The sequence below is a fragment of the Streptomyces sp. SID13031 genome (genome assembly GCF_010548305.1).
GTDB lineage: Bacteria > Actinomycetota > Actinomycetes > Propionibacteriales > Kribbellaceae > Kribbella.
Genome location: NZ_JAAGLV010000004.1, coordinates 362,818 through 388,585, shown reverse-complemented (window position 1 = coordinate 388,585; position 25,768 = coordinate 362,818). Strand labels below are relative to the sequence as shown.

The 25,768-nt window shown below is 68.1% G+C and carries 24 protein-coding genes; 8 read left to right on the top strand and 16 right to left on the bottom strand.

Annotation, left to right across the window (positions count from 1 at the left end):
- Nucleotides 1-306: 306 nt before the first annotated feature.
- The 6 genes from G3I17_RS11670 to G3I17_RS11645 all read right to left on the bottom strand — a co-directional run bounded on the left by G3I17_RS11670 (nucleotide 307) and on the right by G3I17_RS11645 (nucleotide 7,142).
- Nucleotides 307-963 carry a response regulator transcription factor gene (locus G3I17_RS11670; protein ID WP_164595978.1) on the bottom strand — a complete coding sequence of 219 codons (657 nt, stop codon included), beginning with the start codon at nucleotides 961-963 and terminating at the stop codon, nucleotides 307-309.
- Between the two features lie 454 nt (nucleotides 964-1,417).
- Complete coding sequence (locus G3I17_RS11665) at nucleotides 1,418-2,086, bottom strand: response regulator transcription factor (protein ID WP_164595977.1); 669 nt, start codon at nucleotides 2,084-2,086, stop codon at nucleotides 1,418-1,420.
- A gap of 151 nt (nucleotides 2,087-2,237) precedes the next feature.
- Nucleotides 2,238-3,002 carry a P-loop NTPase gene (locus G3I17_RS11660; protein WP_164595976.1) on the bottom strand — a complete coding sequence of 255 codons (765 nt, stop codon included), beginning with the start codon at nucleotides 3,000-3,002 and terminating at the stop codon, nucleotides 2,238-2,240.
- 189 nt (nucleotides 3,003-3,191) lie between these two features.
- Entirely contained in the window at nucleotides 3,192-4,997 is a 1,806-nt protein-coding gene (locus tag G3I17_RS11655) for a GAF domain-containing protein (protein ID WP_164595975.1), read from the bottom strand.
- Between the two features lie 91 nt (nucleotides 4,998-5,088).
- The gene (locus tag G3I17_RS11650; protein ID WP_164595974.1) at nucleotides 5,089-6,393 is read right to left on the bottom strand and encodes an MFS transporter; all 1,305 of its coding nucleotides are present in this window, start codon (nucleotides 6,391-6,393) and stop codon (nucleotides 5,089-5,091) included.
- Between the two features lie 14 nt (nucleotides 6,394-6,407).
- Nucleotides 6,408-7,142: an SDR family NAD(P)-dependent oxidoreductase gene (locus G3I17_RS11645; protein ID WP_164595973.1), complete on the bottom strand. Its 735-nt coding sequence runs from the start codon at nucleotides 7,140-7,142 to the stop codon at nucleotides 6,408-6,410.
- Between the two features lie 146 nt (nucleotides 7,143-7,288).
- Here G3I17_RS11645 and G3I17_RS11640 point away from each other — a divergent pair, with 146 nt between their 5' ends.
- Nucleotides 7,289-9,544 carry an FdhF/YdeP family oxidoreductase gene (locus G3I17_RS11640; protein WP_164595972.1) on the top strand — a complete coding sequence of 752 codons (2,256 nt, stop codon included), beginning with the start codon at nucleotides 7,289-7,291 and terminating at the stop codon, nucleotides 9,542-9,544.
- A 169-nt stretch (nucleotides 9,545-9,713) separates the two neighbouring features.
- Here G3I17_RS11640 and G3I17_RS11635 read toward each other — a convergent pair whose 3' ends face one another.
- Nucleotides 9,714-11,909 carry an MMPL family transporter gene (locus G3I17_RS11635; RefSeq protein WP_203590023.1) on the bottom strand — a complete coding sequence of 732 codons (2,196 nt, stop codon included), beginning with the start codon at nucleotides 11,907-11,909 and terminating at the stop codon, nucleotides 9,714-9,716.
- A gap of 373 nt (nucleotides 11,910-12,282) precedes the next feature.
- The gene (locus tag G3I17_RS11630) at nucleotides 12,283-12,819 is read right to left on the bottom strand and encodes a M48 family metallopeptidase (RefSeq protein WP_164595971.1); all 537 of its coding nucleotides are present in this window, start codon (nucleotides 12,817-12,819) and stop codon (nucleotides 12,283-12,285) included.
- Nucleotides 12,820-13,327: 508 nt separating this feature from the next.
- Here G3I17_RS11630 and G3I17_RS39780 point away from each other — a divergent pair.
- Together G3I17_RS39780 and G3I17_RS11625 are read left to right on the top strand one after the other, a co-directional pair.
- Nucleotides 13,328-13,486 carry a DUF5679 domain-containing protein gene (locus G3I17_RS39780; protein ID WP_012922897.1) on the top strand — a complete coding sequence of 53 codons (159 nt, stop codon included), beginning with the start codon at nucleotides 13,328-13,330 and terminating at the stop codon, nucleotides 13,484-13,486.
- Nucleotides 13,487-13,662: 176 nt separating this feature from the next.
- Nucleotides 13,663-14,979, top strand: a complete 1,317-nt coding sequence (locus G3I17_RS11625) for an AarF/ABC1/UbiB kinase family protein (protein WP_164595970.1) — start codon at nucleotides 13,663-13,665, stop codon at nucleotides 14,977-14,979.
- Between the two features lie 10 nt (nucleotides 14,980-14,989).
- On the opposite strand, the gene G3I17_RS39775 is transcribed toward G3I17_RS11625, so the two are convergent.
- Nucleotides 14,990-15,157 (bottom strand): hypothetical protein, encoded by a 168-nt coding sequence (locus G3I17_RS39775; protein WP_203590021.1) that lies wholly within the window; start codon nucleotides 15,155-15,157, stop codon nucleotides 14,990-14,992.
- Nucleotides 15,158-15,206: 49 nt separating this feature from the next.
- Here G3I17_RS39775 and G3I17_RS11620 point away from each other — a divergent pair, with 49 nt between their 5' ends.
- On the top strand, nucleotides 15,207-15,779 hold the full coding sequence (locus G3I17_RS11620; protein WP_164595969.1) for an NUDIX hydrolase: 573 nt from the start codon (nucleotides 15,207-15,209) through the stop codon (nucleotides 15,777-15,779).
- On the opposite strand, the gene G3I17_RS11615 is transcribed toward G3I17_RS11620, so the two are convergent.
- On the bottom strand, nucleotides 15,733-16,248 hold the full coding sequence (locus G3I17_RS11615) for a hypothetical protein (protein WP_164595968.1): 516 nt from the start codon (nucleotides 16,246-16,248) through the stop codon (nucleotides 15,733-15,735). The two genes, G3I17_RS11620 and G3I17_RS11615, sit on opposite strands and share 47 nt — an antisense overlap.
- Nucleotides 16,249-16,272: 24 nt before the next feature.
- On the opposite strand from G3I17_RS11615, the gene G3I17_RS11610 reads away from it, so the two are divergent.
- Nucleotides 16,273-18,630 (top strand): hypothetical protein, encoded by a 2,358-nt coding sequence (locus tag G3I17_RS11610; protein ID WP_164595967.1) that lies wholly within the window; start codon nucleotides 16,273-16,275, stop codon nucleotides 18,628-18,630.
- A gap of 217 nt (nucleotides 18,631-18,847) precedes the next feature.
- Here G3I17_RS11610 and G3I17_RS11605 read toward each other — a convergent pair whose 3' ends face one another.
- The 4 genes from G3I17_RS11605 to G3I17_RS11590 form a co-directional block, all read right to left on the bottom strand.
- On the bottom strand, nucleotides 18,848-19,033 hold the full coding sequence (locus G3I17_RS11605; protein ID WP_164595966.1) for a hypothetical protein: 186 nt from the start codon (nucleotides 19,031-19,033) through the stop codon (nucleotides 18,848-18,850).
- Nucleotides 19,034-19,104: 71 nt separating this feature from the next.
- Nucleotides 19,105-19,392 (bottom strand): WhiB family transcriptional regulator, encoded by a 288-nt coding sequence (locus tag G3I17_RS11600; RefSeq protein ID WP_164595965.1) that lies wholly within the window; start codon nucleotides 19,390-19,392, stop codon nucleotides 19,105-19,107.
- Between the two features lie 170 nt (nucleotides 19,393-19,562).
- A complete protein-coding gene (locus G3I17_RS11595; protein ID WP_164595964.1) occupies nucleotides 19,563-19,760 on the bottom strand; it encodes a hypothetical protein in 198 nt (65 codons plus the stop codon).
- Nucleotides 19,761-20,216: 456 nt separating this feature from the next.
- A complete protein-coding gene (locus tag G3I17_RS11590) occupies nucleotides 20,217-22,337 on the bottom strand; it encodes an ATP-dependent DNA helicase UvrD2 (RefSeq protein WP_239062399.1) in 2,121 nt (706 codons plus the stop codon).
- Nucleotides 22,338-22,449: 112 nt separating this feature from the next.
- Here G3I17_RS11590 and G3I17_RS11585 point away from each other — a divergent pair, with 112 nt between their 5' ends.
- On the top strand, nucleotides 22,450-22,689 hold the full coding sequence (locus G3I17_RS11585) for a mycoredoxin (protein WP_164595963.1): 240 nt from the start codon (nucleotides 22,450-22,452) through the stop codon (nucleotides 22,687-22,689).
- A 44-nt stretch (nucleotides 22,690-22,733) separates the two neighbouring features.
- Here the strand turns inward: G3I17_RS11585 and nudC are convergent, their stop codons facing one another.
- Nucleotides 22,734-23,657: an NAD(+) diphosphatase gene (gene nudC, locus G3I17_RS11580; RefSeq protein ID WP_164595962.1), complete on the bottom strand. Its 924-nt coding sequence runs from the start codon at nucleotides 23,655-23,657 to the stop codon at nucleotides 22,734-22,736.
- 43 nt (nucleotides 23,658-23,700) lie between these two features.
- On the opposite strand from nudC, the gene deoD reads away from it, so the two are divergent.
- Nucleotides 23,701-24,414, top strand: a complete 714-nt coding sequence (deoD, locus tag G3I17_RS11575) for a purine-nucleoside phosphorylase (protein WP_164595961.1) — start codon at nucleotides 23,701-23,703, stop codon at nucleotides 24,412-24,414.
- A gap of 20 nt (nucleotides 24,415-24,434) precedes the next feature.
- Nucleotides 24,435-24,992 carry a hypothetical protein gene (locus tag G3I17_RS11570; RefSeq protein ID WP_164595960.1) on the top strand — a complete coding sequence of 186 codons (558 nt, stop codon included), beginning with the start codon at nucleotides 24,435-24,437 and terminating at the stop codon, nucleotides 24,990-24,992.
- A gap of 71 nt (nucleotides 24,993-25,063) precedes the next feature.
- Here the strand turns inward: G3I17_RS11570 and G3I17_RS11565 are convergent, their stop codons facing one another.
- Complete coding sequence (locus G3I17_RS11565; RefSeq protein WP_164595959.1) at nucleotides 25,064-25,744, bottom strand: GPP34 family phosphoprotein; 681 nt, start codon at nucleotides 25,742-25,744, stop codon at nucleotides 25,064-25,066.
- Between the last annotated feature and the right edge of the window lie 24 nt (nucleotides 25,745-25,768).

Here is a 25,768-nt window from a genome sequence, read left to right as displayed (position 1 = left end):
GTGCTTCCTTTGCAGATGCTCCGGCAGGCGACGGAGACAGGGTCTTCCAGGCGCGGCAACGCGCGACGGATCGACCGGCGTACCGGCGTCCGACCCCTGGACCCGGCGCGCGAAGCCGACGCTCATCCCCCCAGATGCCGCTTGCTGCCGCCTCAAACACTCGTCTCTGCAAGGCGTGTGTCACAGCGGGTGAACGCCTGACTGTCCCGGCCACTCGGCCGACACCGTGTCAGCCAAGTGGCCGACAGCGATAGTCCCGCAGCCGCCGCGGTCAACCCGGTCATAGTCGCCCGCACTCATCGCCTCCTAGGCGGCGGGCGCTGAGAGGTGCTGCTCGATCAGACCGAGCCGCAGACCGGCCATGATGGCCTGGGCGCGGTTGCAGGCGCCGAGCTTCTCATAGAGCCGCGCTACATAGGTCTTGGCCGTTGAGGGGCTGACGTACATCGACCTGGCGATGGCCGGCACGGACAGTCCATCCGCCAGCAGAAACAGCACCTCTCGCTCGCGCGGGCTGAGCACGAGCCCGGCATGCAGCGTTGCGCGGCGGCCCAGTGCCAGCGCAAGGCCCGTGGCCGTGAAGGACTCTGCGGCTACTGCGGCGTGCCGGATCGCGGCGAGCACTTCCGCGTTGGGCGCTGTCTTGCAGACGAATGCGGACACGCCTGTTTCCAGGGCACGGAAGAGGACATCGTCCTCTGTGTCGGACGTGAGCAGGACGATGCCGAGGTGGGGATAGCGGTCCCGGAGTTCACGGGCGACCCGCATCCCGTCGCCGTCCGGCAGCGCGACGTCGAGCACGACCACGTCGGGTTCGGTTGCCGCGACGAGGCCGGCAGCCTCCGCGGCCGAACCACACTCCCCCACGATGCGGATGTCGGCGGCCGAGCCCACCAGGTTCGCCAGGCCGTACCGGGTTAGCGTGTGACCGTCGATGACGGCGACACCAATCGAATCTGTCATGCGTTCCCCCGCTGATACTACTGTCCGTGACAAATGGGCGGTAAATAACGATCAAAACTACCTTCTGTAATCTTGATCGTTGAACACTCAGCAATTGTTACGGGTTTGGCCCCGGTGCTTTACACCGTCCGGCCCGCCGATCGTGTGACCTTGCGCCCAAGGAGGTGGACCGACGATGGTCGTCGCGCTCGCGTTGCTGCCAGGGGTCGCCGTGGGCTCGTTCTTGAACGACGCGATCCACGGGAAACTCGGGACGGGTCTACTGTTCGCCGCCCTGGCCTGGCGTCTTGACCGACTCGACCTGCTACCGGCGTACTGCCCTACCTGTCCAGGTCCGCGTAGTTATTCAGCGGATTCAGCGGATTCAGCGGATTCAGCGGATTCAGCGGATTCGCGCCTGGCGCAGTCGTCGGTGTGGCTGCGATGGCGGCCGCTGGCAACTGCCTGGCACCGGCTACTGGGCTGACTTCAACGCAGTGGACGCCAGTTCCTTGCGGATCACGCCCAGCCGGAGGCCGGCCATCAGAGCCTGTGCCCGGTTGGAGACGCCCAGCTTCTCGTAAACCCTGGCGACATAGGTCTTCGCCGTCGAGTGGCTGACGAACATCCTGCCTGCGATGGCGGGAACCGACAGTCCTTGGCCGAGCAGGACCAGGACTTCGGCCTCGCGCGGACTCAGCACCGGCGCTGGTACGGCCGACTTCCTGCGGGCATAGGCCTGGCCGAGACCGCTCGCGAGGAAGGACCCCGACGCGACCGCCGCGTGCCGGATGCCCGCCAGCACCTCTGCGATCGGCGCGGTCTTGCTGACGAACGCGGAGACACCGATCTCCAGCGCCCTGAACAGGGTGTCGTCCGCACCGTTGGACGTCAGCAACACGATGCCGAGACCGGCGTACCGGTCGCGAAGCTCGCGAGCGATCCGCAGCCCGTCGGCGTCCGGCAATACGGTGTCGAGCACGACCACATCAGGTTTCACCGATTCGACCAGCTCGACGGCCTCAGCCCCGAGCCCGGTGTCCCCCACGATCTCGATGTCAGCCTGCCCACTCACCAGCCCCAGCAGCCCGAACCTTGTCAACGTGTGCCCGTCGACCACGACGATCCGAATCCGATTAGTCATGACCCCACCCCCCGTGAGCGTCACACTAGGCATCACCCACAAGAATCAGGTAGGGCCTTTAGACCCTAGTGCCCGGGCGAACCAGCTGAAGCATGACTCGCTTTCTTTTCAAAGGATTTCGATGAAGTGATGGCTGGTACTGCGAGACGTGCTAGCCGGGCGGCGGATCGCGCCTGCATCTCCCGTCGCTCGCGAGGAGGGCGGCGGCCAGCTGCCGGAATGCCAGGCTGACCGCGTGGTCGGGTTGAGCCACGGCCAGTGGTTCGCCTCGGTTGATCGAGGCGGGGACGCCCTCCCAGGTCGGGAGATGGCCGGCGATCGGGCTCCTGAGCAGCTCGTCCAGGAGCGCGGCGGGCAGGGCTGACCTGGCGTCGAACCGGTTGACCACGATCGATCGCGCGGTCCGGTCGTACGGCAGCAGGTCGAGCATGTCGAGCGTCACCCGCAGGTTCTTCAGCGCGGGCCGCTCCGGCGTCGTGACCAGGATCTGGTGATCCGCGACATCGAGTGCCGCGAGGACGTGCGGGCCGAAGCGGCTGGGCGTGTCCACCACCACGAAGTCGTAGACGAGCGGAAGGACGGCCAGCAGCCGGCTCACGAGCGAGGCCGAGATCAGCCGGGCGTCGCCCGGTCGGGTCGGCGCCAGCAGGCAGTCGAATCCGGGCAGGTAGCTCGTCATCAGCGAGGCGACCGTCTCCGGGGTCAGCTGATCGACCACCGGGAGCGCGTCGACCATGCTGCGCTCGGACCGGAGACCGAGCATGCCGGCGGCATCGCCGAACTCGAGATCGAGGTCGAGCAGACAGACGCGGTGAGCGCCGCGGTCGTACAGGATCGTGGCGAGGTTCGTCGCCACCGTTGTCTTGCCGCAGCCACCTTTGGCTGCGAAGACCGTGATGATCCGGCCGTCCGCCATCTCACATCCCCCGTCACCTCGACGAGATCGACACTCTGTGTCACCATTTTCGGCGCCGCTCCCGCCTACAGAGTGAGCGCGACGGCCCAACCGTCACAGCGGGTGAACGGGCGACAGGAGGACGGCAAGCGGCTGGCCGTTCGGCCTGCCTTTGTCATCCGAATGACCTACAGACAAGTCGGCGAGGAGCTACCCAGGGTCGGGAAGAGCTGCCAGCAGGTGGAGGGCTACCTGTACGTTCAGGGCGTGACCAGGTTCCAGCCAGCCTTGTCCCAGGAGGACAGTGATTCTGTCCAGGCGTTGCTGGACCGTGTTGGGGTGGACGTGGAGCACCTCTGCGGCGCGGGTGGGACTCTGGCCGGCCGCGAAGTACGCGCGGAGGGTACCTATGAGGTCGGTACCGCGCTGCCCGTCGTACTCGATGACTTCACCCAGTACGTGAGTCACGTGGGTGGCGACGTCGACCTGTGCGGCGCCGACCAGGCCGGCCAAGCCTAGGTCGTCAGGTGTTGCGGCCTGCCGGGTCCGGCCGAGGCGCAGCATCGTCGCGACGAGCCGGGTCGCCTCGCGGTGCACAGTGATGACCTCGCTCCCCCAAACTGCCGGGCCGGTTACTGCGACGGTCACACCTGTACGCCGGGCTACCTCGGTCAACTCCACCGCCACCCTCACAGGGTCGGAGTCGGCGATCAGCAGGACGAGATCCCCGGCGTACGGGCCCACCAGGGCGAGCTTTTCCTCCAGTGGAGCCGTCAGCCGGGCCAGTACTCCAGAGTGGTCGCCTCTGCAGACGGCGACGACCACCTGCTTCGGGATCTCCTTCTGCTTGCCCAGTAGGCGGAAGCGGTCGGCCAGTGCTCGCGGGTCGGTGGTGCCGCTGAGAGTGTCGGCGAGGATATCGGCCTGAGCACGTCGGGACTGCTCGGCTGCCTGACGACGGAAGAGCAGGACAAGTGCTGTGACCACTGCGGCACGCTCGACGATCCGCTGATCGGCACCAGACAGTTCGTCGGCGCCTCCGATCACCAGCGCACCCAGCCGCTCACCCTTGGCAGTAGCGGCGACCACCCAGCAGTCGCCCACTCGCGTCAACCACCCAGACTCCGGCGACGCGGCCCAGGGCACCGGGCGGCCAGCCCTGCCTGCAAGGGGATCGCGGTCAACTTCGCCGGCCCTGACCAACTCGTTGCCGGTGGCATCGACCAGGATGACCCAGACGTCCAGTAGCTCGGCCAGTGCGGCGGCGATGGCGTCCACGTCGCCGCCGGACAGGACGATTTCGGCGAACCGGTCGTGCGCGGCCGCGGCGTGTTCAACGCCCGCGTGGGCGGCCGACAACTGGTCGAGTGCGGCGGCGGTCTCGGCGGCGGCGCGGACCTGGACGAGGGTGACCGCCGCCAGGGTTGCGAGTGAGCCGAGGAGGGAGACCTCTTCGCGACTGAACGGGCGGCGGGTCCGGTTGGAGGCGAAGAGTACGCCGACGAAGGCGCCGTCCACGATCAGCGGCGTACCGCAGATCGCCACCAGGCCCTCCTCGCCGACGGCACTGTCGATGCGCAAGGTGTGCTTGAAGCGGCGGTCACCGGGATAGTCCGCCGTCCAGTAGGGCTTGTGGGTCTCCGCGACCAGCCCGCCCAGACCCGAGCCGAGTGGCAGCCGGAGTTGCTGGAAGGCGGCCGAGACCGACCCGTCGGTGGCGCGCATGAAAGTGTCGCCGTGCGCCGCGTCGTACAGGGTGAGGTAGGCGACGTCGGTGCCGATCAGCGTGCGGGCGCGGTGGACGATGGTATCGAGGACGCGGCCGGGTTCGCGCGCGGAGGCGAGCTCGCGGGCGACGTCGACCAGCGCCGACAGTTCCGCCTCACGCTTCTTGCTCGCGTCCATCCCGGCGCGGATCCGGAGCGCGAGGTCGCGGGCGGCCTGGTCCGAACCGGCCGCCCGCACGAGCTCGCTTCCCGGCGCGTCATCCGCCAGCAGCCGCAGCAACTCCTCCACACCCCCATCCTCCCTCCTCTCTCCTCCTCCGCTGACGTCCGAAGAAGCGGAGGAACGTGTCCGTCACTTCTTCGGACGTCAGCGGCGGGAATCAGAGCGTGGAGAGGTTGCGGTGGCGGGTCTCGCCGTAGCTGACCACTGCGACGATCGAGATCACCGAGCAGACCGCGACGTACGCCGAGATCGCGAAGCCGGAGTCATAGGCCTTGAGCAGGGCGATCGCGATGAACGGCGCCAGGCCGCCGGCGATGATGGAGGCCAACTGGTAGCCGACGGAGACCCCGGAGTACCGGACCCTGGTCCCGAACAGCTCTGTGAAGAAAGCTGCCTGTGGCCCGTACATCGCGCCGTGCAGGACCAGCCCGATCGTGACGGCGAGGACCGCGAGGCCGAAGTTTTTCGTGTCCAGCAAGGCGATGAAGACGAAGCCCCAGACGCCGACGCCGATCGCACCGAGCAGGTAGACCGGCTTGCGCCCGACCCGGTCCGACAGCGCGCCCCACAGCGGGATCGAGCAGAAGTGGACCGCCGCGGCGATCAGCACCGCGTTCAGCGCGAACGACTTGTCCAGCTTGAGGTGTTCCTTGGCGTAAGTCGCGATCACGATGGTGAAGATGTAGTAGCTGACGTTCTCGGCCATCCGGGCCCCCATCGCGGTCAGCACCTCCCGCGGGTACTTCGTGATCACCTCGACGAACGGCAACTTGTCGCCCGGCTCCTGCTTGGCCCGCGCCTCGCGGAACAGCGGCGACTCCTCGATCCGCAGCCGCACCCAGAGCCCGACCAGTACCAGTACCGCGGACAGCAGGAACGGAATCCGCCAACCCCACTTCTCGAACGCCGCATCGCTCTGGAACGTCGCGAGCCCCGCGAGTACGCCGTTCGCGATCAATTGTCCCGCCGGAGCCCCGGCCTGCGGCCAGGACGACCAGAACCCACGCCGTTCGGGACTACCGTGCTCCGAGACAATCAGTACTGCGCCACCCCACTCGCCGCCGAGGGCGAAGCCCTGGATGAGCCGCAGCACGGTCAGCAGGACCGGTGCCAGCGCCCCGACCTGCGCGTACGTCGGGAGCAGGCCGATCGCGAAGGTCGCCAGCCCCATCATCAGCAGCGACAGCACCAGCAGGTTCTTGCGGCCCAGCCGGTCGCCGAAGTGCCCGAACACGACCCCGCCGATCGGCCGGGCGAAGAAGCCGACGGCGAAGGTGGCGAAGCTGAGCAGCGTGCCGGTGAGCTCCTCGCCCTTGGGGAAGAAGAGATCCCCGAAGATGACGGACGCGGCGACGCCGTACAGGAAGAAGTCGTACCACTCGACCGTGGTGCCGACCAGGCTCGCGCCGACGACCCGCGCGATCGGGGTCCTCGTCCTCGTGGGTCCGGTTGATGTTGCCATGGGCGGGCTCCTTGTTAGTGGGCGGTCCAGCCGCCGTCGAGGACGAGTGAGCTCCCCGTGAGCGAGGCCGATGCCGGTCCACACAACAGTGCGACCAGCTCGGCCACCTCGGCCGGCTCGATCAGCCGCTTCACCGCGACCGGTTCGAGCAGGACCTGGTCGAGTACTTCGGCCTCGGTCAGACCGTGAATCAAGGCTTGATCCGCGAGCTGGGCGGTGACCAGCGGAGTACGGACGTACGCCGGGTTGACGCAGTTGCTCGTGACGCCGTGCGAGGCGCCTTCGAGCGCGACCACCTTGCTGAGGCCTTCGAGCCCGTGCTTGGCCGCGACGTACGCCACCTTGAACGGGCTGGCGCGGAGACCGTGCACGGACGAGATGTTGACGACCCGTCCCCAGCCGCGGCCGTACATGTGCGGCAGAGTCTGCCGGATCAGCCGGAACGGGGACTCCAGCATGAGCCGCAGGATGTAGCCGAACCGCTCGGGCGGGAACTGCTCGACCGGAGCGACCTGCTGGACGCCTGCGTTGTTCACCAGGATGTCGATGTCGGTCGGAAGCTGCGTCAGTCCGTCCAGGTCGGCCAGGTCGGCGGTCAGCGTCTGGATTCCTTTCGTGGTCAGCTCGCGAAGACCCTCGGCGTCGTAGTCGACCGCGACTACCTGTACGCCGTCCGCGGCCAGGCGGCGGGCACAGGCTGCCCCGATGCCGGACGCGGCACCGGTGACAAGGGCTCGACGGGTCTCCATGGCCGAGGACTCTAGAAATCAGCGGCACCGCGCACTATGGGCTGCGGTCACACACCGCGGCCGCAGTACATGGTCCTGTGGACCATCTGGGCGCGGTGGCGCCTATCAATCCTGCTACTGGTGATAGGACGATTTACAGTTGAACCATGGTCGACATCGAACAGCCGAAGAAGAAGGCCGCCGGCGTTCCCGCCGTGCTCTCGTCGTTCAAGTTCGGTTTCCGCGAGATGGGACCGGCGCGGACCGGCAAGGTGTTCCGGAAGATGAACCAGGATCTCGGGTTCGACTGCCCGTCCTGCGCCTGGCCCGACCCCGACAGCTTGCGCAAGCACTCCGCGGAGTTCTGCGAGAACGGCGCCAAGGCGGTCGCCTGGGAGGCGACCCGCAAGCGGGTGCCGCGAGCCTTCTTCGCGGAGCACTCGATCGACGACCTTGGCAGGATCTCCGAGTTCGAGCTCGGCAAGCTCGGCCGGATCACCGAGCCGATGCTGCTGCGGGCGGGCGCCACCCACTACGAGCCCGTCGGCTGGGACGAGGCGTTCCACGTGGTGGCCCGGCATCTGAAGGCGCTCGTCGACCCCGATGACGCGGTGTTCTACACCTCCGGCCGGACCAGCAACGAGGCCGCCTTCCTCTACCAGACCTTCGTCCGCGCCTACGGCACGAACAACCTGCCCGACTGCTCCAACATGTGCCACGAATCCTCCGGTACTGCGCTGACGCGGGTGATCGGCAGCGGCAAGGGCGCGGTGACGCTGGACATGCTCGAGGAGGCCGAGCTGATCGTCGTGGTCGGGCAGAACCCGGGCACCAACGCGCCGCGGATGCTCACCCACCTGGAGATCGCGAAGAAGAACGGCGGCGACATCGTCTCGGTGAACCCGCTGCCCGAGCCCGGGCTGATGAACTTCAAGAACCCGCAGCGACCGTCGGGCTGGGTCGGCAAGGGCACCGCACTGGCCGACCAGCACCTGCAGATCCGGATCGGTGGCGACCAGGCGCTGTTCCTCGCCGTCGGCCACTTGTTGCTGGCGGCCGAGGCGGCCGCGCCGGGCACCGTCGTCGACAAGGACTTCGTCGATCAGCACACCAGCGGGTACGAGTTGTACGCCAAGCACAACTCCGAGCTGGACTGGCCGGCCGTCGAGCAGGCGACCGGGCTGACCCGGGCCGAGATCGAGGAGTTCACCCAGCGATTCATCAAGTCCAAGGCGACGGTGATCTGCTGGGCGATGGGGCTCACCCAGCACCGCGAAGCCGTTGCCACCATCACCGAGATCGTGAACGTCCTGCTGCTGCAGGGAAACATCGGCAAGCCCGGCGCGGGTCCTTGCCCGGTGCGCGGGCATTCGAACGTACAGGGTGACCGGAGTATGGGCATCTGGGAGAGGATGCCGGAGGCGTTCCTGGATCGGCTGGATCACGAGTTCTCGTTCACATCGCCGCGTGAGCACGGGGTCGACGCAGCCGAGACGGTGCATCGGTTGCGTGCGGGCGCCGTACGGGTGTTCTTCGCGATGGGTGGGAACTTCGCTTCCGCGACGCCGGACACCGAGGTCGTGGCCGAAGGGCTTCGGCGGTGCGATCTGACCGTGCACGTGTCGACGAAGCTGAACCGGTCGCACACCGTGGTCGGGCGGGAGGCGCTGATCCTGCCGACGCTCGGACGGACGGATCACGATCACACGGCTGCTGGGGCGCAGGCGGTGACGGTGGAGGACTCGCAGGGCGCTGTGCATCTGTCGCGCGGGAACCTGATGCCTCCGGGCCCTGAGTTGAAGTCGGAGGTCGGGATCGTTTGCGGGATCGCGGAGTTGGTCGTACCGGAGATCGGGCAGATCCCGTGGAAGGATTTCGCGGACGACTACAGCTTGATCCGGCAGCGGATCGGGCGGGTCTGCGACGGGTACGAGGATTTCGAGCAGCGGTTGCAGGCGAAGGGTGGGTTCCTGCTCGCGCATGCGGCGCGGGACAGGCGCGAGTTCAAGACGTCTGATGCGCGGGCGCAGTTCAGCGCCAACGACCTGTCCTGGTTGCCGACCGAGCCCGGGCGGTTGCTGCTGCAGACGATGCGCAGTCACGACCAGTTCAACACGACGATCTACGGGCTGGAGGACCGGTACCGCGGCGTGCACGGCACCCGCGAGGTCGTCTTCGTGAACCCCGACGACCTCGCGGAGCTCGGCCTGAAGGACGGGCAGCGCGTCGACATCGTCAGCGAGTTCAGGGGCGTCGAGCGCCGGGCGGCAGGCTTCCGCCTGGTCTCGTACCCGACCGCTCGCGGCTGCGTGGCGGCGTACTACCCCGAAACCAACGTCCTGATGTCAGCCGACGACCTGGCCAAAGGCAGCAACACCCCAGTAGCCAAAGGCCTGACCGTCCGCCTGGAACCGGCCAGCTAGCCAAACCCGGCACCCCTCACCGCGCCAACTCGAGCCGGCCCCCTTCACGCAGCCCCGATCGCCGCGCTGGCGACACCGTTTCAGGGGTTAGCCCCTGAAACGAACACGGCTTTGCTACGGGCAAGAGCCCCGCCGGGGGTTCCGGGCGGGGCTCTTGGGGTGGGTGGGGTCAGCCGACGGGGGTTAGTTCGCGGTCTTCTTCTGGGGCTGGGGTTGAGGTTGCGTGCTTGGGTTGGGGGCCTCGGAGCCACTTGGGGGCCCACCAGTTGGCGTCGCCCAGGAGGGTCATGATGCTGGGGAGGACTACGGCTCGGATGATGGTGGCGTCGATGAGGATCGCGACCGCGAGGCCTACTCCCAGTTGCTTCATGTCGAGGGTGCTCAGGGTGGCGAAGACTGCGAAGACGCCGATCATGACGGCTGCCGCGCTGGTCACCACGCCTGCGGAGCCGGTGATGCCTTCGGCAACTGCTTGTTTGGTGGGGACTCCGCGGAGTACTGCTTCGCGGATCCGGCTGACTACGAAGACGTGGTAGTCCATCGACAGGCCGAAGAGGACTACGAAGAGGAACAGTGGCAGCCAGGAGACGACTGCCCCGTTGGAGCGGAAGTCGAGGATGCCTTCGGCCCAGGTGTTCTGGAAGACCGCGGTGACGACTCCGTACGCCGCGCCGGCGCTGAGCAGGTTGAGGCCGATGGCGGTGACCGCGACCACCACGGAGCGGAAGGTCACCATCATCACGATCATCGTCAGGAGCAGGACGAAGCCGATCACCAGTGGGAGCTTGGCCCTGGTGTGGGCCGCGTAGTCCACGTCGGCCGCCACGAACCCGCCGACTGCGTACTCCACGCCCGGCACCTGGCCGAACGTTTCCGGCATCAGCTCCTTGCGCAGCTTGCTCAGCGAGTCACGCGCCTGCTGGCTTCCACCCTCGTACGGCGTGGCGACCTCGAACACCGTGACGGTGCCGTCGGCCGAGACCTTCGGCTCCTCAAGACCGTCCTGCGCGAACAGCTTGTCCGACTGCGTCCGCTTGATCAGGTTTGCGAAGGCGGCCTGTACCGCGGGCTGCTGGTTGGCCGGGGCCCGTACTGCGACCTCGTGGCTGGTCCCGGTGCTCGGGAAGGCCGCGGTCAGCCGGTCGTACGCCTTCATCACCGCGGTGTCGCGCGGCAGATCCTCGGTACCGGGGAACTTCAGGTTCATGCCCAGTGCAGGTGACGCCACGGCGAGCAGAGCGGTGACGGAGACGAGCAGGGTGGCGATCGGGTGCTTCAGGGCCGGCTTGAGCAGCGTGGGCCAGAAGCGCGGGTTCTCCTTGTTCGCAGTGAGGCGCCACACCAGCGGGATGCGCGGGCGGTCGACCCAGCGGCCGAGCTTGGCGAGGATCGCGGGAAGCACGGTCAGCGAGCCGACCACCGCTACGGCCACCACGAGGATCGAGCCGACTGCGAAGGAAGAGAACACCGCGTCGCGAGCCAGGAACAGGCCGGCCATCGAGATGATCACCGCGATACCGGAGACGACGACTGCGTGACCAGAGGTCGCCGCTGCGATCTCGACCGCGTCGACGTGACCGCGGCCCTTGGCGCGTTCCTCGCGTTCGCGGCGCAGGTAGAACAGTGAGTAGTCGACGCCGACCGCCATGCCGATCAGCAGGATCACACTGTTGACCGCGTCGACGGCGGGCACCAGTTGCGACGCCGCGGCGGCCAGGCCGATCGCGGCGACGACCGACGACAAGGCGAGCAGCAGCGGTACCGCGGCCGCGATCAGCGCACCGAACGCGATCAGCAGAATGATCAGCGTCACCGGCAGGCTGAAGATCTCGGCGCGCTGGAAGTCCTTGCCGAGCGTCTCGTTCAGCGCCTTGTCGATCGACTCGCCGCCGACCTCCTCGACCCGCAGACCCGGATAGTCCTGCTGGACCTTCGCGGTCGTGTCGAGCAGCGGCTGCACCCGGTTGTCGTCGTCACCGTCCTTCAGCGTGACCCGGACGATCAGCGCGTCCTTCTTCGGCGACAGGATCGGCTGGGCGACCTCCGCGACCCCACCGAGGGCGCGCATCCGCTCAATCACCACGCCGGCGACCTTGTTGGCCTCGGTCTGGTCGAGTGCCCCCGAGTGCGGCGTGATCAGCACGCTCTCGATGTCGTGATCGGGGAAGTTGCCGGACTTGACGATGTCGTCGGCGCGGGTCACCTCGCCGATGTCACCCTCGTTGCTCGACTCCTTGGTCCCCGTCATGCTGCCGAGCGCGAAACACGCGATGACTACGGCCACCCACATGGCGATCGCCCGCCACGGATGGGTGGCGCTCCAGCGTGCGGCCCGCACCGTGAGTTGTCCCCTGGAAGTGGACATGGTGGTTCCTACCCCTCTGCGCCCGCCTCCGGACGCACCCTCCCAGCTCCGGCCCGACGCCGACTGCTGGCTACGCGTCTCAGCATTCGTTAAGGCAGGCATCGGCCACCATGCAGGAAGCCACCGAGCTCACCCTGGTGCCAGCCCCACCCCACCCTGGGGCAAATCACAGGGTGGGGGCTTTCCCGTACTACCTACGGGCGGTGCGGCCTGGGTGGTGACCGGGGAACCCGGATCTGCACCACACACCATGCTCCGGCTCAGGGCGCGGCGGCAGGCTCACCGAGCGTGCTGAGCCGTGCTCAGTGAGAGTTGGTGTGTGGTGGCGGTCCAGCCCCTAGGGCTACCCCTGGGGCACCCGCCCGAAGTCCGCTCAGAAGTCCTCGAGGTCGAGGGTGGAGGCGGCGGAGATGCCCTCCAGATAGCCCTCGGCGCGCTCGGCCCTGGGGTAGCGGTGGACCAGCTCCCAGAACGCCGCGTTGTGGGACGGCTCCACCAGGTGAGCGAGCTCGTGGACCAGGACATAGTCCACGACCCAGGCCGGCATCGACTGCAAACGGGTCGACAACCGGATCGAACGGTCGGCCGGAGTACAGGATCCCCAGCGTCGATTCTGGTTCGAAACCCACCTCACAGACGCAGGTTCGGGCACTTCTGGCAGGTGGCGACACGCGAGATCGTGTGCTCTGGCCAACAATTTTTCGTCCGACACGCGGGATCGGCTGCGCTGCTTCTCGAGCCGCTGGAGCATGGTTTCGACCCAGCGCGCCTCCTCGGCGGCGGAGAGCCGATCGGGCATCAAGACGATCACCCGCTCGCCGTCCCGGTAGGCGCTGACGGTCCGCTTGCGCCGCTTGCTGCGGCGGATGTCCACATACGGCGGGATCGGGCGCGGTGGAGAGTCGGCCATGGATCAGACCGTACCGCCTGAATCCCCCAACTTTCTTCTGTCCACATCCTGTGAATTGACGTTTCCGCAGGTCAGACCCCTGTTGGCGGGACCACCGATGTCGGTTGTTCACATCGTGTTCCCCCGCTCGTCCACAGCATCGACCGGCGCGCCCCACAGCTTGCACACAGGTTTATCCACAGGGGTGGACAACCGGGACTTGTCAGCGCGGCCGGCAACTCCTAGCGTCAGGTCCAACAGGCTCCCGGACCGCCTCCGGGGCCACTCGGAGGGGAAGCCGAGTGGTTCCGAAGGCGACTACCCGGGAGCCTGTTCCGCGTCCGGCCCAGACCATGGAAAGCGATTTCCAGGCGGCGCGCGGAGCGGGAGATGGGCTTGAGCCACTCCCAGCCTGCCGTAGGGTGAATCCCGATTGGGCCGAACGGCCTACGGCAGGACGGTCTGCCGAAAGCATCCACGACGGCCGGGCATATGCCCCGGCTGGTATTCAAGCAAGGAGAGGGCCCTCATGGCAGAGACCTGGAGCGGCGAGTTCTACTGCGTCAAGTGCAAGGCCAAGCGCACCGCCGACGGCGAGGTCAAGGTCAACGACAAGGGCACGCGCATGGCCAAGGCCAAGTGCCCCGAGTGCGGTACGAACCTGAACCGGATCCTCGGCAAGGCCTGACGCACCAAGTCGTGGGGGCGGCGGTGCGACCTTCGGGTCCACCACCGCCCCTCCGTCGTTAAGTAACCGCGGCGAGCCCACATCGTGTGGGCTTGCCGGTAACGCGGAACATTTGTGATCTGACTCGCGGTGCCCCGGCGGGGTTGCCGCTTGGGTGACCGGACAGAATGGGCACCGTGTCCGACCTCCCCCGCAAAGCACTCAGCCGCACTGCCAAGCTGGCCAGCCTGCCGCTGGGTGCCGCAGGGCGCGCGACCGTCGGACTGGGCAAGCGGATCGGTGGCGCTCCGGCCGAGACGGTGATGGCCGAGTTCCAGCGCCGTACCGCGGATCAGTTGTTCTCCGTCCTGGGTGAGCTCAAGGGCGGCGCGATGAAGTTCGGGCAGATGCTGAGCCTGATGGAGTCGGCGATGCCGGAGGAGTTCGCGGCGCCGTACCGGGCGACGCTGACCAAGTTGCAGGACTCCGCGCCACCGATGCCGGCCTCGACCGTGCACACGATCCTGAGCCGTGAGCTGGGCAAGCGCTGGCGGGACCGGTTCGAGGAGTTCGACGACCTGCCGGCGGCGGCCGCGTCGATCGGCCAGGTGCATCGCGGCATCCTGAAGGACGGCCGCGAGGTCGCGGTCAAACTCCAGTACCCGGGCGCCGCCGAGGCATTGCGGGCCGACCTCAAGCAGCTCGGGCGGTTCGCCCGGACCTTCGGTGCGCTCGTGCCCGGGGTGGACATGAAGCCGCTGGTCGCGGAGCTGCAGGAGCGCATCGGCGAGGAGCTCGACTACGACCGCGAGGCGCAGGCCCAGCAGCAGTACGCCGATGCCTTCAAGGACCACCCCGAGTTCGTCGTGCCGCGCGTCATCAAGCACTCCCCCACGGTCATCGTGTCCGAGTGGATCGAGGGCAAGCCGCTGTCGGGCGTGATCACCGGTGGTACGAAGCAGGAGCGGGACGAGATCGGGCTGAAGTACGTCCGGTTCATGTTCAGCGGGCCGCGACTGGCCGGACTGCTGCACTCCGACCCGCATCCCGGCAACTTCCGGGTGATGCCGGACGGGCGGCTCGGCGTGGTCGACTTCGGGCTCTGCGCCCGGCTCCCCGATGGGTTGCCGCCGGCGATCGGGCGGCTGCTGAGCATCTCGCTGAAGGGCGACGGCAACGCCGTACTGGAGGGGTTGCGCGCGGAGGGCTTCATCAAGCCGCGGATGGAGATCGACCCCGATCAGCTGATGGACTACCTGGCCCCCTTCGCCGAGCCCGCGCGGACGGAGACGTTCCAGTTCAGCCGGACGTGGATGCGGGCGCAGGCCAACCGAACGGGTGATTTCCGCTCGCCGAACGCCACGATGGCGCTCAAGATCAACCTGCCCCCGTCGTACCTGCTGATCCATCGGGTCTGGATCGGCGGTATCGCCGTGCTGTCCCAGCTGGACACGGAGGCGCCGTTCCGGTCGGTGCTCGAGGAGTTCCTGCCCGGCTTCAGCGATCCCGCCTAGCGCGACCGGATCACCACCAGGCGCTGTCGAGTTTCCCTTCGATGCTGCGGACGTTGTCGCGGGCGCAGCGATCGCAGTACAGGAGTTTGCGGCCGTTCTCGACCGAGGTCGCCCAGGTCAGGGGTGCCTCTTCGGTGTCGGCCTGGTGGCCGCACAGGGAGCAAGTGGCGTTCGGCATGGTCTCAGTGTGCGCCAGGCCGCGCGGCTCGGGCATTAGGCTCCGAGCCATGCAGTGGCTGGTACATGGTGAAGAAGTGGTCTGGAGCAGTCCCTGGCTGAGTGTGCGCCGGCTGGAGGTCGAGCAGCCTGACGGGAAGCGGGTCCTGTACGACGCTGTCCGGCTGAGCGATGTCGCCGCGGCCGTCGTGACGGACGCCGAGGAGCGGGTACTGCTGCTGTGGCGGCATCGGTTCCTGACCGATACCTGGGCGTGGGAGTTGCCGATGGGGATCGTGGAGCCGGGCGAGGCGCCGGGGGACGCGGCGGCTCGGGAAGTCGAGGAGGAGACCGGGTGGCGGCCAGGTCCGCTCAGCTTCTTGATCCGCTCCCAGCCGGGCGCCGGGATCATGGACTCCACCCATCACGTGTACCGGGCGACCACTGCGGAGTACGTCGGCGAGCCGGTCGAGCGGAACGAGTCGGACCGGATCGAGTGGGTGCCGCTGGCCGATGTACCGGGGATGATCGCGCGGCAGGAGATCGTCAGCGGGATCACGCTGGTGGGTCTGCAACAGGCGTTGTTGCAGGACGCGTTCATCCCTCGGCGCGAGCGTCCAGGAGGAGCTCCCGGCGATAGCTGAGGCTCTCGCGGGTGAAGCGATCGGGGTTGGCGTCGTACACGGCCCGACCGAACTCGGAGTGGATCGCTTCCCTCGGTATCGCATCAGCGCCGGCCGGGATGAACTTGACCACCTCGTCCAGCGCCGCGAGCGCGCCATCCAGGGCGGACAGCTCCCGCGTACTGGGCCGCTGGTCACCAGCCAGAGCAGCTCGGTCGGCGCCACGGTCGCTGTACCAGAGGAACTCGCCCGCATCGAGGATCGACGACGGCTGCTCACCCCCGTAGGCCCGGCCCGGGACCGGCTCGCGGGGAATCGAGAACTCGAAGCGCCGGGCCTGTCCACAGCCGGCGCAGGTCCCCTCGTAGACCGCCAGCAGTTCGCCGTCACGCTCGATCATGCTGAAGGTGAGCTCGCTCCTCGCGCCACAGTCACACGGGTGGAGCTCGACATAAAGGCCGGCCTCTTGGATTGAACGCGCGATCAACACCCTGGTGAGCCTACTATTTCGTCGGTGGACGACCTCACGATCCGGACCGGGCAGGCGGAGCTCATTCGCGCTCGGGCGGTGGGTCGCTGGCCGGCCGTGCTGGCGTCGCTGAAGGCAGCCGAGGCGCTCCGCCCGACCGGGCCCGACGAGGTCAGGCAGCACACCTTCGGGGCGCTGGACGAGTACGACCGCGAGCTGACGGTCCGGCTGGATGCCGTCCCGCTTCCGGGTGGGCGGTTGGTGCGCGTGTTCGCCAACACGACGTCGGACAACCACGTGATCCAGCTGTCCGACCAGCTGACGCCCGAGCAGGAAGGGCCGGCCCTCGCCGGAGGGGTGGCCGAGTTGGTGGCAGTGCGGTGGCGAGCCGACACAGGTGCGCCGGCTGTCCGGGGTGATCTGCTCGACAGCGCGGTGGTCAGTCTGGAGGTCGATCCGGCTCGGATGCTGCTGTCGGAGCGCGACTACAGCCGGCTCGGACAGCTGGACTGGCTGGCCGCGCAGGCGGCGGACCCGGCTTTGGATCAGAGAGCCCAGCAAGCGGCCCGCGACGCCTTGCTGGTTCAGCTGGATGAAATGGGGCTCCAGCCGACGAGTGACGACGACCGGCAACAGAGGTTGCGCAAGAACCGGTTGCTGGCGGTCCAGCCCCGGTTGAGTACTGCGGGCCAGCGTGCGCTGCGGGAACTCACTACGCCGCTGGAGGAGTTGCCTGCGCGGGACGCCCAGGCGCTAGTCGAGCACCGGGCGAGGCTGCGCGAGCCCGCCCTAGTACGCGAGCCCGCCGCAGTACGCGAGCCTGCCGTAGTACCGGCTGCTAGTGGCTCGCTTGATGGGCGGGACCTGGCGACGGCTGCTGCGGAGGCGGCGGCTGAGCGGGATCGGCGGAGTGCGCAGACGGTCGGCTCCTTGCGGGAGTTCGCGACCGGGCTGCCGCCGGGCGACCTGCCGAAGGTGCGGTTGATGATCGGCGGCGGCGCGGCCTTGGCCGGGCGGGATCCGGACCTGCTGGTCGTTGACGGGCGGGGACGGTGGCACGTCGACCCGATCCCCGGGATCGTGCAGTCGGCGGACCAGGTGCGGCACCTCGCCGAGAGCGGGATGGGCGATCCGTACGACGTCACCGGGCCGCGGGAGCGCGTCCCGCTGTCGGCGATCCAGCTCTGGGAGGACCGGGCCGCGGTGCGTGGACCGGTCATCGACGGGACCGCCCGGCTCGGGATCGACGATGCGGGACGGCTGATCGCGGACATCCGGCCGCTGGACGGTTCGGAGCCGATCCGGGTTGCGGTCGACGGTACGCCGCTGGTGGCGACGGGTGTGCCGCCCGAGATCGTGCCGGGCGCTTCGCGGTGGTTTCCGACGATCCCGGAGTCGCTGGCTGCTGTCGACGAGTACCTCGCCGATGCGCGGACCCCGGAGGCTGGAGCAGCCAGGGGCCTTCTGCGGGAGTTGCGCGACGAGCCGGGGACAGCCGGAGCGGCCCTGACCATGCTGAACGGAGTACCGGAGGTCACGCAGGCGCGTGCCGCACTCCGCGCCGGTGGGATCGTCGGGGCGCCGCTCGACGCGGCGATGACGACGCTGGAGGCGACGGACGCTTGGGACCGGGCGCGACGTGAGCTTCCCGGGCGGGTGCTGATCGGGGACGAGATCGGCGACGGTGAGTACGATCCGGCCGCCGGACAGCACTGGCTGATCGCCGGGATCGGCGGTGGCGCGATCGCGAACGCCGAGATCATCCTGGCCGGGAACCCGCAGGCCACGGTCACCATGGTGGGCACCGAAGCGCCATGGGTGCTGCACAACGACGCGCAGTACTCCGAACTCCGGCGGCTGCACGACCGAGACGTCAACCCGGAGGCGTCCGGACGGCTCCGGACCATCCCCGACAAGCGGCTCGGGATGGTCGGCACAGCCCGGACCGAGGACGGGCGGACCGTAGTACGGATGCTCGACGACAAGGGACGAGCCCTGCCGGACGCGACCGGGAAGCCGCTCGAGGGTGACGTGTACGTCGGTTGCCTCGGGCGGGTCGCGCGGACGCCGCGAGCGATGGATGAGCTGCGGGCCTGGGCGGATGAGGTCCATGGCGAGCTGCAGCTCAGCGATGACCAGCAGTACCTGGGGTATCGGGTCAGCTGCCGTAAGGGCGACGCGCAGGTGGAGGTCGACGTCACCGGAGCAGCGTCACGGATGCTGCCGGCCGACTTGTTCGACGCCCGGTCTGCGGCTCTGGTCGCCGAACTCGGGCTCGTGGAGGCGCCGCCGGAGAGCGGGAACGTGGCCGCCGGCTTCATGGCCACCGCACTCCAGGCGAGCAACCGAGCAAGGCAAAACGTGCCGCGCGCCGGCAGACCTCACGCCAGAGGGATGGAGTAGGTCCGAGCTTCAAATGCCGAGAGGCGGCATCCGCTAGATGCCGCCTCTCGGGGTGTTCAGCTTCGGCCGGCAGCGACGGCCCCCTGGTCCGTTCTGCTGGTCGGGCTCTTCGGCCGGCGCGGTGTGATGGAGATCGGCTCCTACCGCGTCAGCCAGATTTTCGGCTCAGGCCGGCCGGACCGCTGGGGTCCGGCCGGTGGCTGAGAGCCGGGGTGGATCAGACCAGCCGGGCGAAGGTGAGGCGTGCCTTTGCACTGGCCCTCTCCGCGCGCCGGGTGGCCCGGTCGGCCTGCTTCTGGGCCTTGGCGAACTGGGTCGCCAGGCGGAAGCGCCGGTTGTCCTCTGCGTCCCTCAGTAGGGACTGACAATGAGCACGAGCGAGATCTTCTTGAAGTAAATGCATTTCAACTCTCCTGGGTGAAGTCTGGGTTTTCATGGTTCTGAGTCTCGATTCGGATGGATGTAGTCGTCAGGTCAGGCTGCGGTAACGGTGTCGCACTTGCGTGGACGTCCGCGGGGCCGCTTGCGTGCGACCACCACACCCTGGACGAACAGCTGGCCTCCCCACACTCCCCACGGCTCGGAGCGCTCGAGCGCTCCAGCCAGGCACTCGGCCACGAGTGGGCAGGCGTTGCACAGAGACTTTGCGTACTCGACGTCCGCCGGCGATTCGGCGAAGAAGAGTTCTGGCGCGTAGGACCGACAGGGCAGGTCCTGCGACGTTGCAACCTCGTTGAAGGCATCGAGGAAGCTAACGCTCATTCCGGTCACCTCCTAGTGACTGTCTTGCTGTGTTCTCTTGCTGTCTTCGACGGCCTACCGGTTGGTGACCGCCAAACTCTTCCGGGACAAACACGGCGCAGAAAAAACAGAAAGGCCGCGGATCCCTTGGTTAGGGTTCCGCGGCCTTGGAGGTGCCGGCTGACTTGTCGTCAGACCGGTGGACTCCATGCTCGAGAACCCTGACCGCCGTACTTCGTACCGCCCACAGCTCCGCCCTTGATCTGGGTGAAGACATCGGCGAGAACCACGACCGTCTCGACGTGCAGACGCGACAGGGCGGCACCCTGGACGTGGGCGCACGGCAGCGCGACGCTGACGCCGTTCGGCTTCATCGTGATGTTGACCATTTCCAAGGCACCTCCTCTCGTTTGTGGCGAAGTGAGCGGCAAGCTCATCGCTATGGTTTGAAGTTTTCGGCCAGCTTCTGACCGCAGAAAGAACAGTACGCTGACCTCGCCGGAGGCCGCAAACTATTTATCGCAGGTTTCTGAAGTTGGCCGGAAGTTGCCGCCCGGTGGGCGGGAACTTGCTGCCGATCCACCGGCCCGGCACGCTCCGGCGCGCTCCTGACACCCTCCGGAATCGTTGCCTGTGGCCACTAGATGCCACGCTCCGACCCGTCGTCTGCCAGCAGCAGAAAACCCTGCCTGTCGAGTGTCACCCGCGATGGCCAAGCCTGCAACGGCTTTTCCGGCAGCCGGCCCGCTTCGCTGCCCCAAAGGGCACGAACCCGCGGGTAGTTGAAGGCTGGAGGGTCGAGGCAGTTGAAGGCTGGAGGGTTGAGGCGGTTGAAGGCCGGCGGGTCAGCGGGTGCAGATGTTGAGCACGGACTCGCCGTACTTCATCAGCTTGGTGCGGCCGATGCCGGTGATCCGGAGCAGCTCGCGTTCGTCGGTGGGGTGGGCCTCCGCGATCGCGGTCAGGGTCGCGTCGGTGAAGATGACGAAGGCCGGCATCGACTCCTCGGCGGCCTTGTCGGCGCGCCACTCGAACAGCGCGTCGTACAGGCCCTGGTCCATCGTCGACGGGCAGTCCTCGCAGCGGCCGAGCTTGCGGGCGGCCGGCTCGGTCAGGCCGCGACCGCAGACCCGGCACTTCGGGATCGGCACGTCCGAGCGCTCGGTCCGCGGCGTACGGGCGCGCGGCGACGGCTCGCGCTCGCCGGACCGCGGCGTACGGACGCCGATCGGGTCCAGGAAGCGGGTCGGTCCGCGGCTGGCCCGGCCACCGGGTGAGCGGGAGGTCGACCAGCTCACCGCGAGCTGGTCCTTGGCCCGGGTCACCCCGACGTAGAACAGCCGCCGCTCCTCCTCCACCTGGGCCGGCGTCTGGGCATAGGCGATCGGCAGTGTGCCCTCATGGGCGCCGACGATGAACACGCAGCCCCACTCCAGCCCCTTCGCCGCGTGCAGCGTCGCCAGCGTGACGCCCTCGGCCAGCGGCGCGTGCTGGATCGAGGCGCGCCGGTCGAGCTCGGCCATCAGGTCCACGATCCCAGCCTCCGGGTGGGCGGCCCCGAAGTCGGAGGCCATCGTGACCAGCGCGCTCAGCGACTCCCAACGGTCCCGCACCGATCCGGTCCCGGTCGGCGGCTCTTCCTTCCAGCCGGCACCACCGAGAACGGCGCGGACGGTGTCGAGGAGCTCTCCCCCGGTGTCGCCGGCCTTGGCCTGACCACGCAGCAGTACTGCGGCCTGCCGGATCTCGGCCCGCTCGAAGAACCGCTCGGCGCCCTTGAGCATCGCCGGGATCTTGCGCTCGGCGAGGGCCTGCTCGAAATTCGCCGACTGCGCGTTGGTACGGAACAGCACCGCGATGTCGCGCAACGCAGTACCGGATTCCTGGAGGCGGGAGACGGATCGGGCGACCGCGTCGGCCTCGTTGACCTCGTCGGAGTACTCCCGGTAGGTCGGTGCGGGGCCGGGGTCGCGCTGGGAGCGGAGGGTGACGCGGCCGGGCAGTCCGGACGGGCCGGCCGCGTCGAGGACCTTGTTGGCGACGTCGACGATCTGCGGGGTCGAGCGGTAGTCGCGGACGAGCTTGATCACCTGGGCGGTGGGGTGGCGCTGGTGGAACTGGACCAGGTTCGCCGGGTCGGCGCCGGCCCAGGAGTAGATGGTCTGGGCCGGGTCGCCGACCACGCAGACGTCCTCGCGGCCGCCGAGCCACAGGTCGAGCAGGCTCTGCTGCAGCGGGCTGACGTCCTGGTACTCGTCGACGACGAACGTCCGGTACTGCCGGCGGATCTCGGCTGCCACCCGCTCGTCCTCGGCGAGCAGGGCGACCGCGCAGAGCAGCACGTCCTCCAGGTCGATCCGGCCGCGCTCGAGCTTCACGTCCTCGTACGCCGCGAAGACGCGCGCGATCGTGGCCGGGGCGAAGGCGGCGAGTGCTCTCGCGGACTGGGGCGCGAGCTTCGCGTAGTCGTCGGGGCGGACGTTGCTGACCTTCGCCCACTCGATCTCGCCGGCCAGATCGCGCAGGGCCGGGGTGTCGACCCGGACGCGGCAGCGCGAGGCCGCCTCGGTCAGCAACGGGAACTTGCGGTCGACGATCGGCGGCAGCTCACCGCCGAACACCTTCGGCCAGAAATACTTCGCCTGGCGCAGCGCGGCCGAGTGGAACGTCCTGGCCTGGACGCCGCTGGTGCCGAGTTGGGCGAGCCGGCCGCGCATCTCGCCGGCGGCGCGCTGGGTGAACGTGACGGCGAGCACCCGCGCCGGGTCGTAGGCGCCGATCCGGACGCCGTACGCGATCCGGTGGGTGATCGCGCGGGTCTTGCCGGTGCCCGCGCCGGCCATCACGACGACCGGTCCGTGCAGGGCCGTCGCGACCGCTCGCTGCTCGGGGTCGAGCGCCTCTAGCAGCTCGTCGGCGGACCGGCCGGAGACGGCCTGCGTGATGTTGCTCACGGGCTGAGACATGCGGGAACAGCACTCCGACCGACGGGGTTCAGTAACAAGGTAGAACCACCCTAGACGGGACGCCGGACAGTTTTCCGGCGCCTGCCCCCACGCAGAGACGGAGCGAGCCACGATGGCGGCATTCACGATGTACTCGACACCTTGGTGCGGTTACTGCCACCGCTTGAAGGGCCAGCTGAAGCGGGCCGGGATCGAGTTCACCGAGGTCGACATCGAGCAGGTGCCCGACGCGGCCAAGATCGTCGAGAAGGTCAACCGCGGCAACCAGACCGTACCGACCCTCGTCTTCGCCGACGGCACCGCGATGACCAACCCGTCGATCGCCCAGATCGCCGAGAAGCTCGCCGCCTGACACCGCATTTCGGCGGTTGACCGCCGAAATTGCGTGGGCCGGGGTCACCAGCTGCCGGTTAGTTCCTTGCCGTACCAGCCTTCGATGAGGCGGCGGGAGATGGAGATGTTGCCGGGGAGCGCCATGCTGCCTGCTTCGACGAGGGCTTGCAGGTCTTCGCGGCTGAACCACTTGGCTTCGGCGATCTCGTCCTGGTCGACGTTGATCGCGTAGCCGGTGGCCTTGGCGTAGAAGCCGAGCATCAGGCTCGACGGGAGCGGCCAGGGCTGGCTGGCGGCGTACTGGACTTCTTCGCCGACCACTACGCCTGTCTCCTCGAAGACCTCCCGGCGTACTGCGGCCTCCAGCGACTCCCCCGGCTCCACGAAGCCGGCGAGGGTCGAGTAGCGCCCCTCCGGCCAGGCCTCGTTGCGGCCGAGCAGGGCGCGGTCCTGGTCGTCGGTGACGAGCACGATGATCGCCGGGTCGCTGCGCGGGAAGTGGTTGAGCCCGCAGTTCGGGCAGTGCCGCACGTGCCCGGCGTCGACCACCTCGGTGTGGGCGCCACAGTTGGCGCAGTGGGTATGTATTGCGTGCCAGTTGGCCAGCCCGATCACGTTGACCGCGATCCCGGCCTCCCGGTCGTCCAGCACGCCACCGACCTCGCGCAGCCCGGCGTACGACTCATCCGGCTCGCCAGTGACCAGTACTGCGAACACTGCGCGCCCGTCAGCGGTCATCCCGGCTCCGGCGACTAGATCGATCCCCAGGAAGATCCGGATGCCCTCTGGTGCCGCAGCGGGCGGTACCAGGCGGAGCGCAGTACGGTCTGCTTCTACTGCCAGCTTGTCGCCGACTACTAGCGCTACCTGCGTGTCCTCAGCGGCCCAGGCCTTCTCCAGCCACTCAGCGTCCCGCCGGCGGTCAGCGGCTCGGTCGAGGACGGAACGGGACAGCGACAGGGAACCAGGAACGATCGAATAAGCCACGGCTTCAACGTATCTCGCCTCGCCACCATGAGAGCATCCCGGCATGAGTATTCACATCGCTGCCGAGAAGGGGCAGATCGCACCGCGCGTGCTGTTCCCCGGAGATCCGCTGAGGGCCAAGTGGATCGCTGAGACCTACCTGTCCGACGTCACCTGCTACACCGAGATCCGGAACATGTTCGGGTTCACCGGCACCTACAAGGGTGAGCGGATCTCCGTGCAGGGGTCCGGCATGGGTCAGGCGTCGGCCTCGATCTACGCCAACGAACTGTTCGCCGAGTACGACGTACAGACGCTGATCCGGGTCGGCACGTGTGGGGCGCTGACCGAGGCGGTCCGGGTCCGCGACGTGATCGTGGCGATGTCGGCGAGCACCGACTCGCAGATGAACCGGCTGCGCTTCCACGGCATCGACTACGCGCCGACCGCCGACTACAAGCTGCTACGCGCCGCTGTGGACGCTGCTGAGGCGGCCGGGCTGAACGTGCACGTCGGCCAGGTGTTCTCGGGCGACCTGTTCTACAACGACCGGCCCGACCTGGTGTCGCGCACGGCCGAGTACGGCGTACTGGGGATCGAGATGGAGGCCGCGGCGCTCTACACGCTGGCCGCCAAGTTCGGTCGCCGGGCGCTCGGCATCATGACCGTGTCGGACCACCTGATCACCAAGGAGGAGACGACGGCCGAGGAGCGGCAGACGACGTTCTCCGAGATGATCACGATCGCCCTCGACGCGGCGATCGAGGTACCGGTCTGAAGCGGATCGCCGTCGCACTGGTGAGCACTGCCCTGCTCATCGGTACTGCGGCCTGCTCGGGTTCCTCCTCGGACGACAAGAAGGCGGATCCTCCGAAGTCGGGTGAGACGCCCGCGGGCTCGACCAGTGGACAGCCTTCCGCGGAGTCGAGCGACAAGTCGTCTGACCCGGTGCTGCCGGATGTCACCGCGCCTCAGGTGCTCACCGGGTTGAAGGGCGCCGGCTACAAGTGCGGCGCCGACGGGACGTACGCGATCTGTACGTCGGGCACGGTGGCGGTCTGGGTACTCACCGGAACCCATCCGCGGCCGCCGGTCGTGTCGCTGCACGCGACTGGTCAGCTCGCGCCGGCCCAAGCTGCCGTCGCGCAGCAGTTGCCGAAAGTGCTGGAGATCGCGCACATCAACCCGCGGACGCCGATCGTCGACTGGTTCGGCAAGCTCGGCGGCACCGAGGACGTGCTGAAGTCCGGCGACTGGCAGGCCGACTGGTCGGTCGAAACAGTCGACACGGAAGAGCCAGGCGTCCACCTGACCATGATCGACCAGACCTGCAAAACCAACTGCCAGGCGGAGTAAACCAAACCGCCGCCGCGCGGCCGCGTACGGGCGGCGCGGCGGCGTATAGGCAACCGCGGTGGCGTACGCCGCTAGGAGCTGCCTGCGGCGCCCGCTGAGCTGGCTACGACTATGGCTGCGGTGACGGCGGCCTGCATTTCCTGGACTGCCTTGCGGACTGCTGCGGCGGCCCAGTCGGACTCTGAGATCTCCTTGGCGCGTTGCTTCAGGGCCTTCTTGTCGACCGCGTCGGTGATGACCTTCGGGACGACGTTCAGGGCGGTCAGCAGAGCGATCAGGGCGGCAGTGCGCTCGTCAGGCTGGGTGCCTAGCTTCAGCACGTTCTCCAGGCCGGTTCGGACCTCAGCCTCGTGCCGTGCGTCCTTGGCAGGCCAGCGGGTGACTGGGAACAGCCCGAGCACCTTGCCCTTGTCCGCCTCGAGCACACCCCGCTCCGCCAGCCGCACGAGCAGCTGGTCGCGCAGCTTCTTCGACAGCTTCGCCATCAGGTCCTTCGGCTTGGCACCGGGCTTGCCCGCCAGGAAGGCGAGCCGCTCGTCCAGTACCGGGTCCCCGGTCGGCGTGGTGTCCAGTACCTTCAGCCGCCCGGCCTTGACCTGGTCACCGGCCTCGGCGATGTCCACCTTGCCCAGCAGGGTCAGCTCGATCAGTACGGCTCCACCGAGCGCGTAGTCGAGTCCGGGCGACCCGGCGATCGGCTTCCCGCTCTCGTCGTCGTACAGGAGCAACGCGAGATCCTCTGCGATCAACATGCATCAAACCTAGGACGGCTCCAC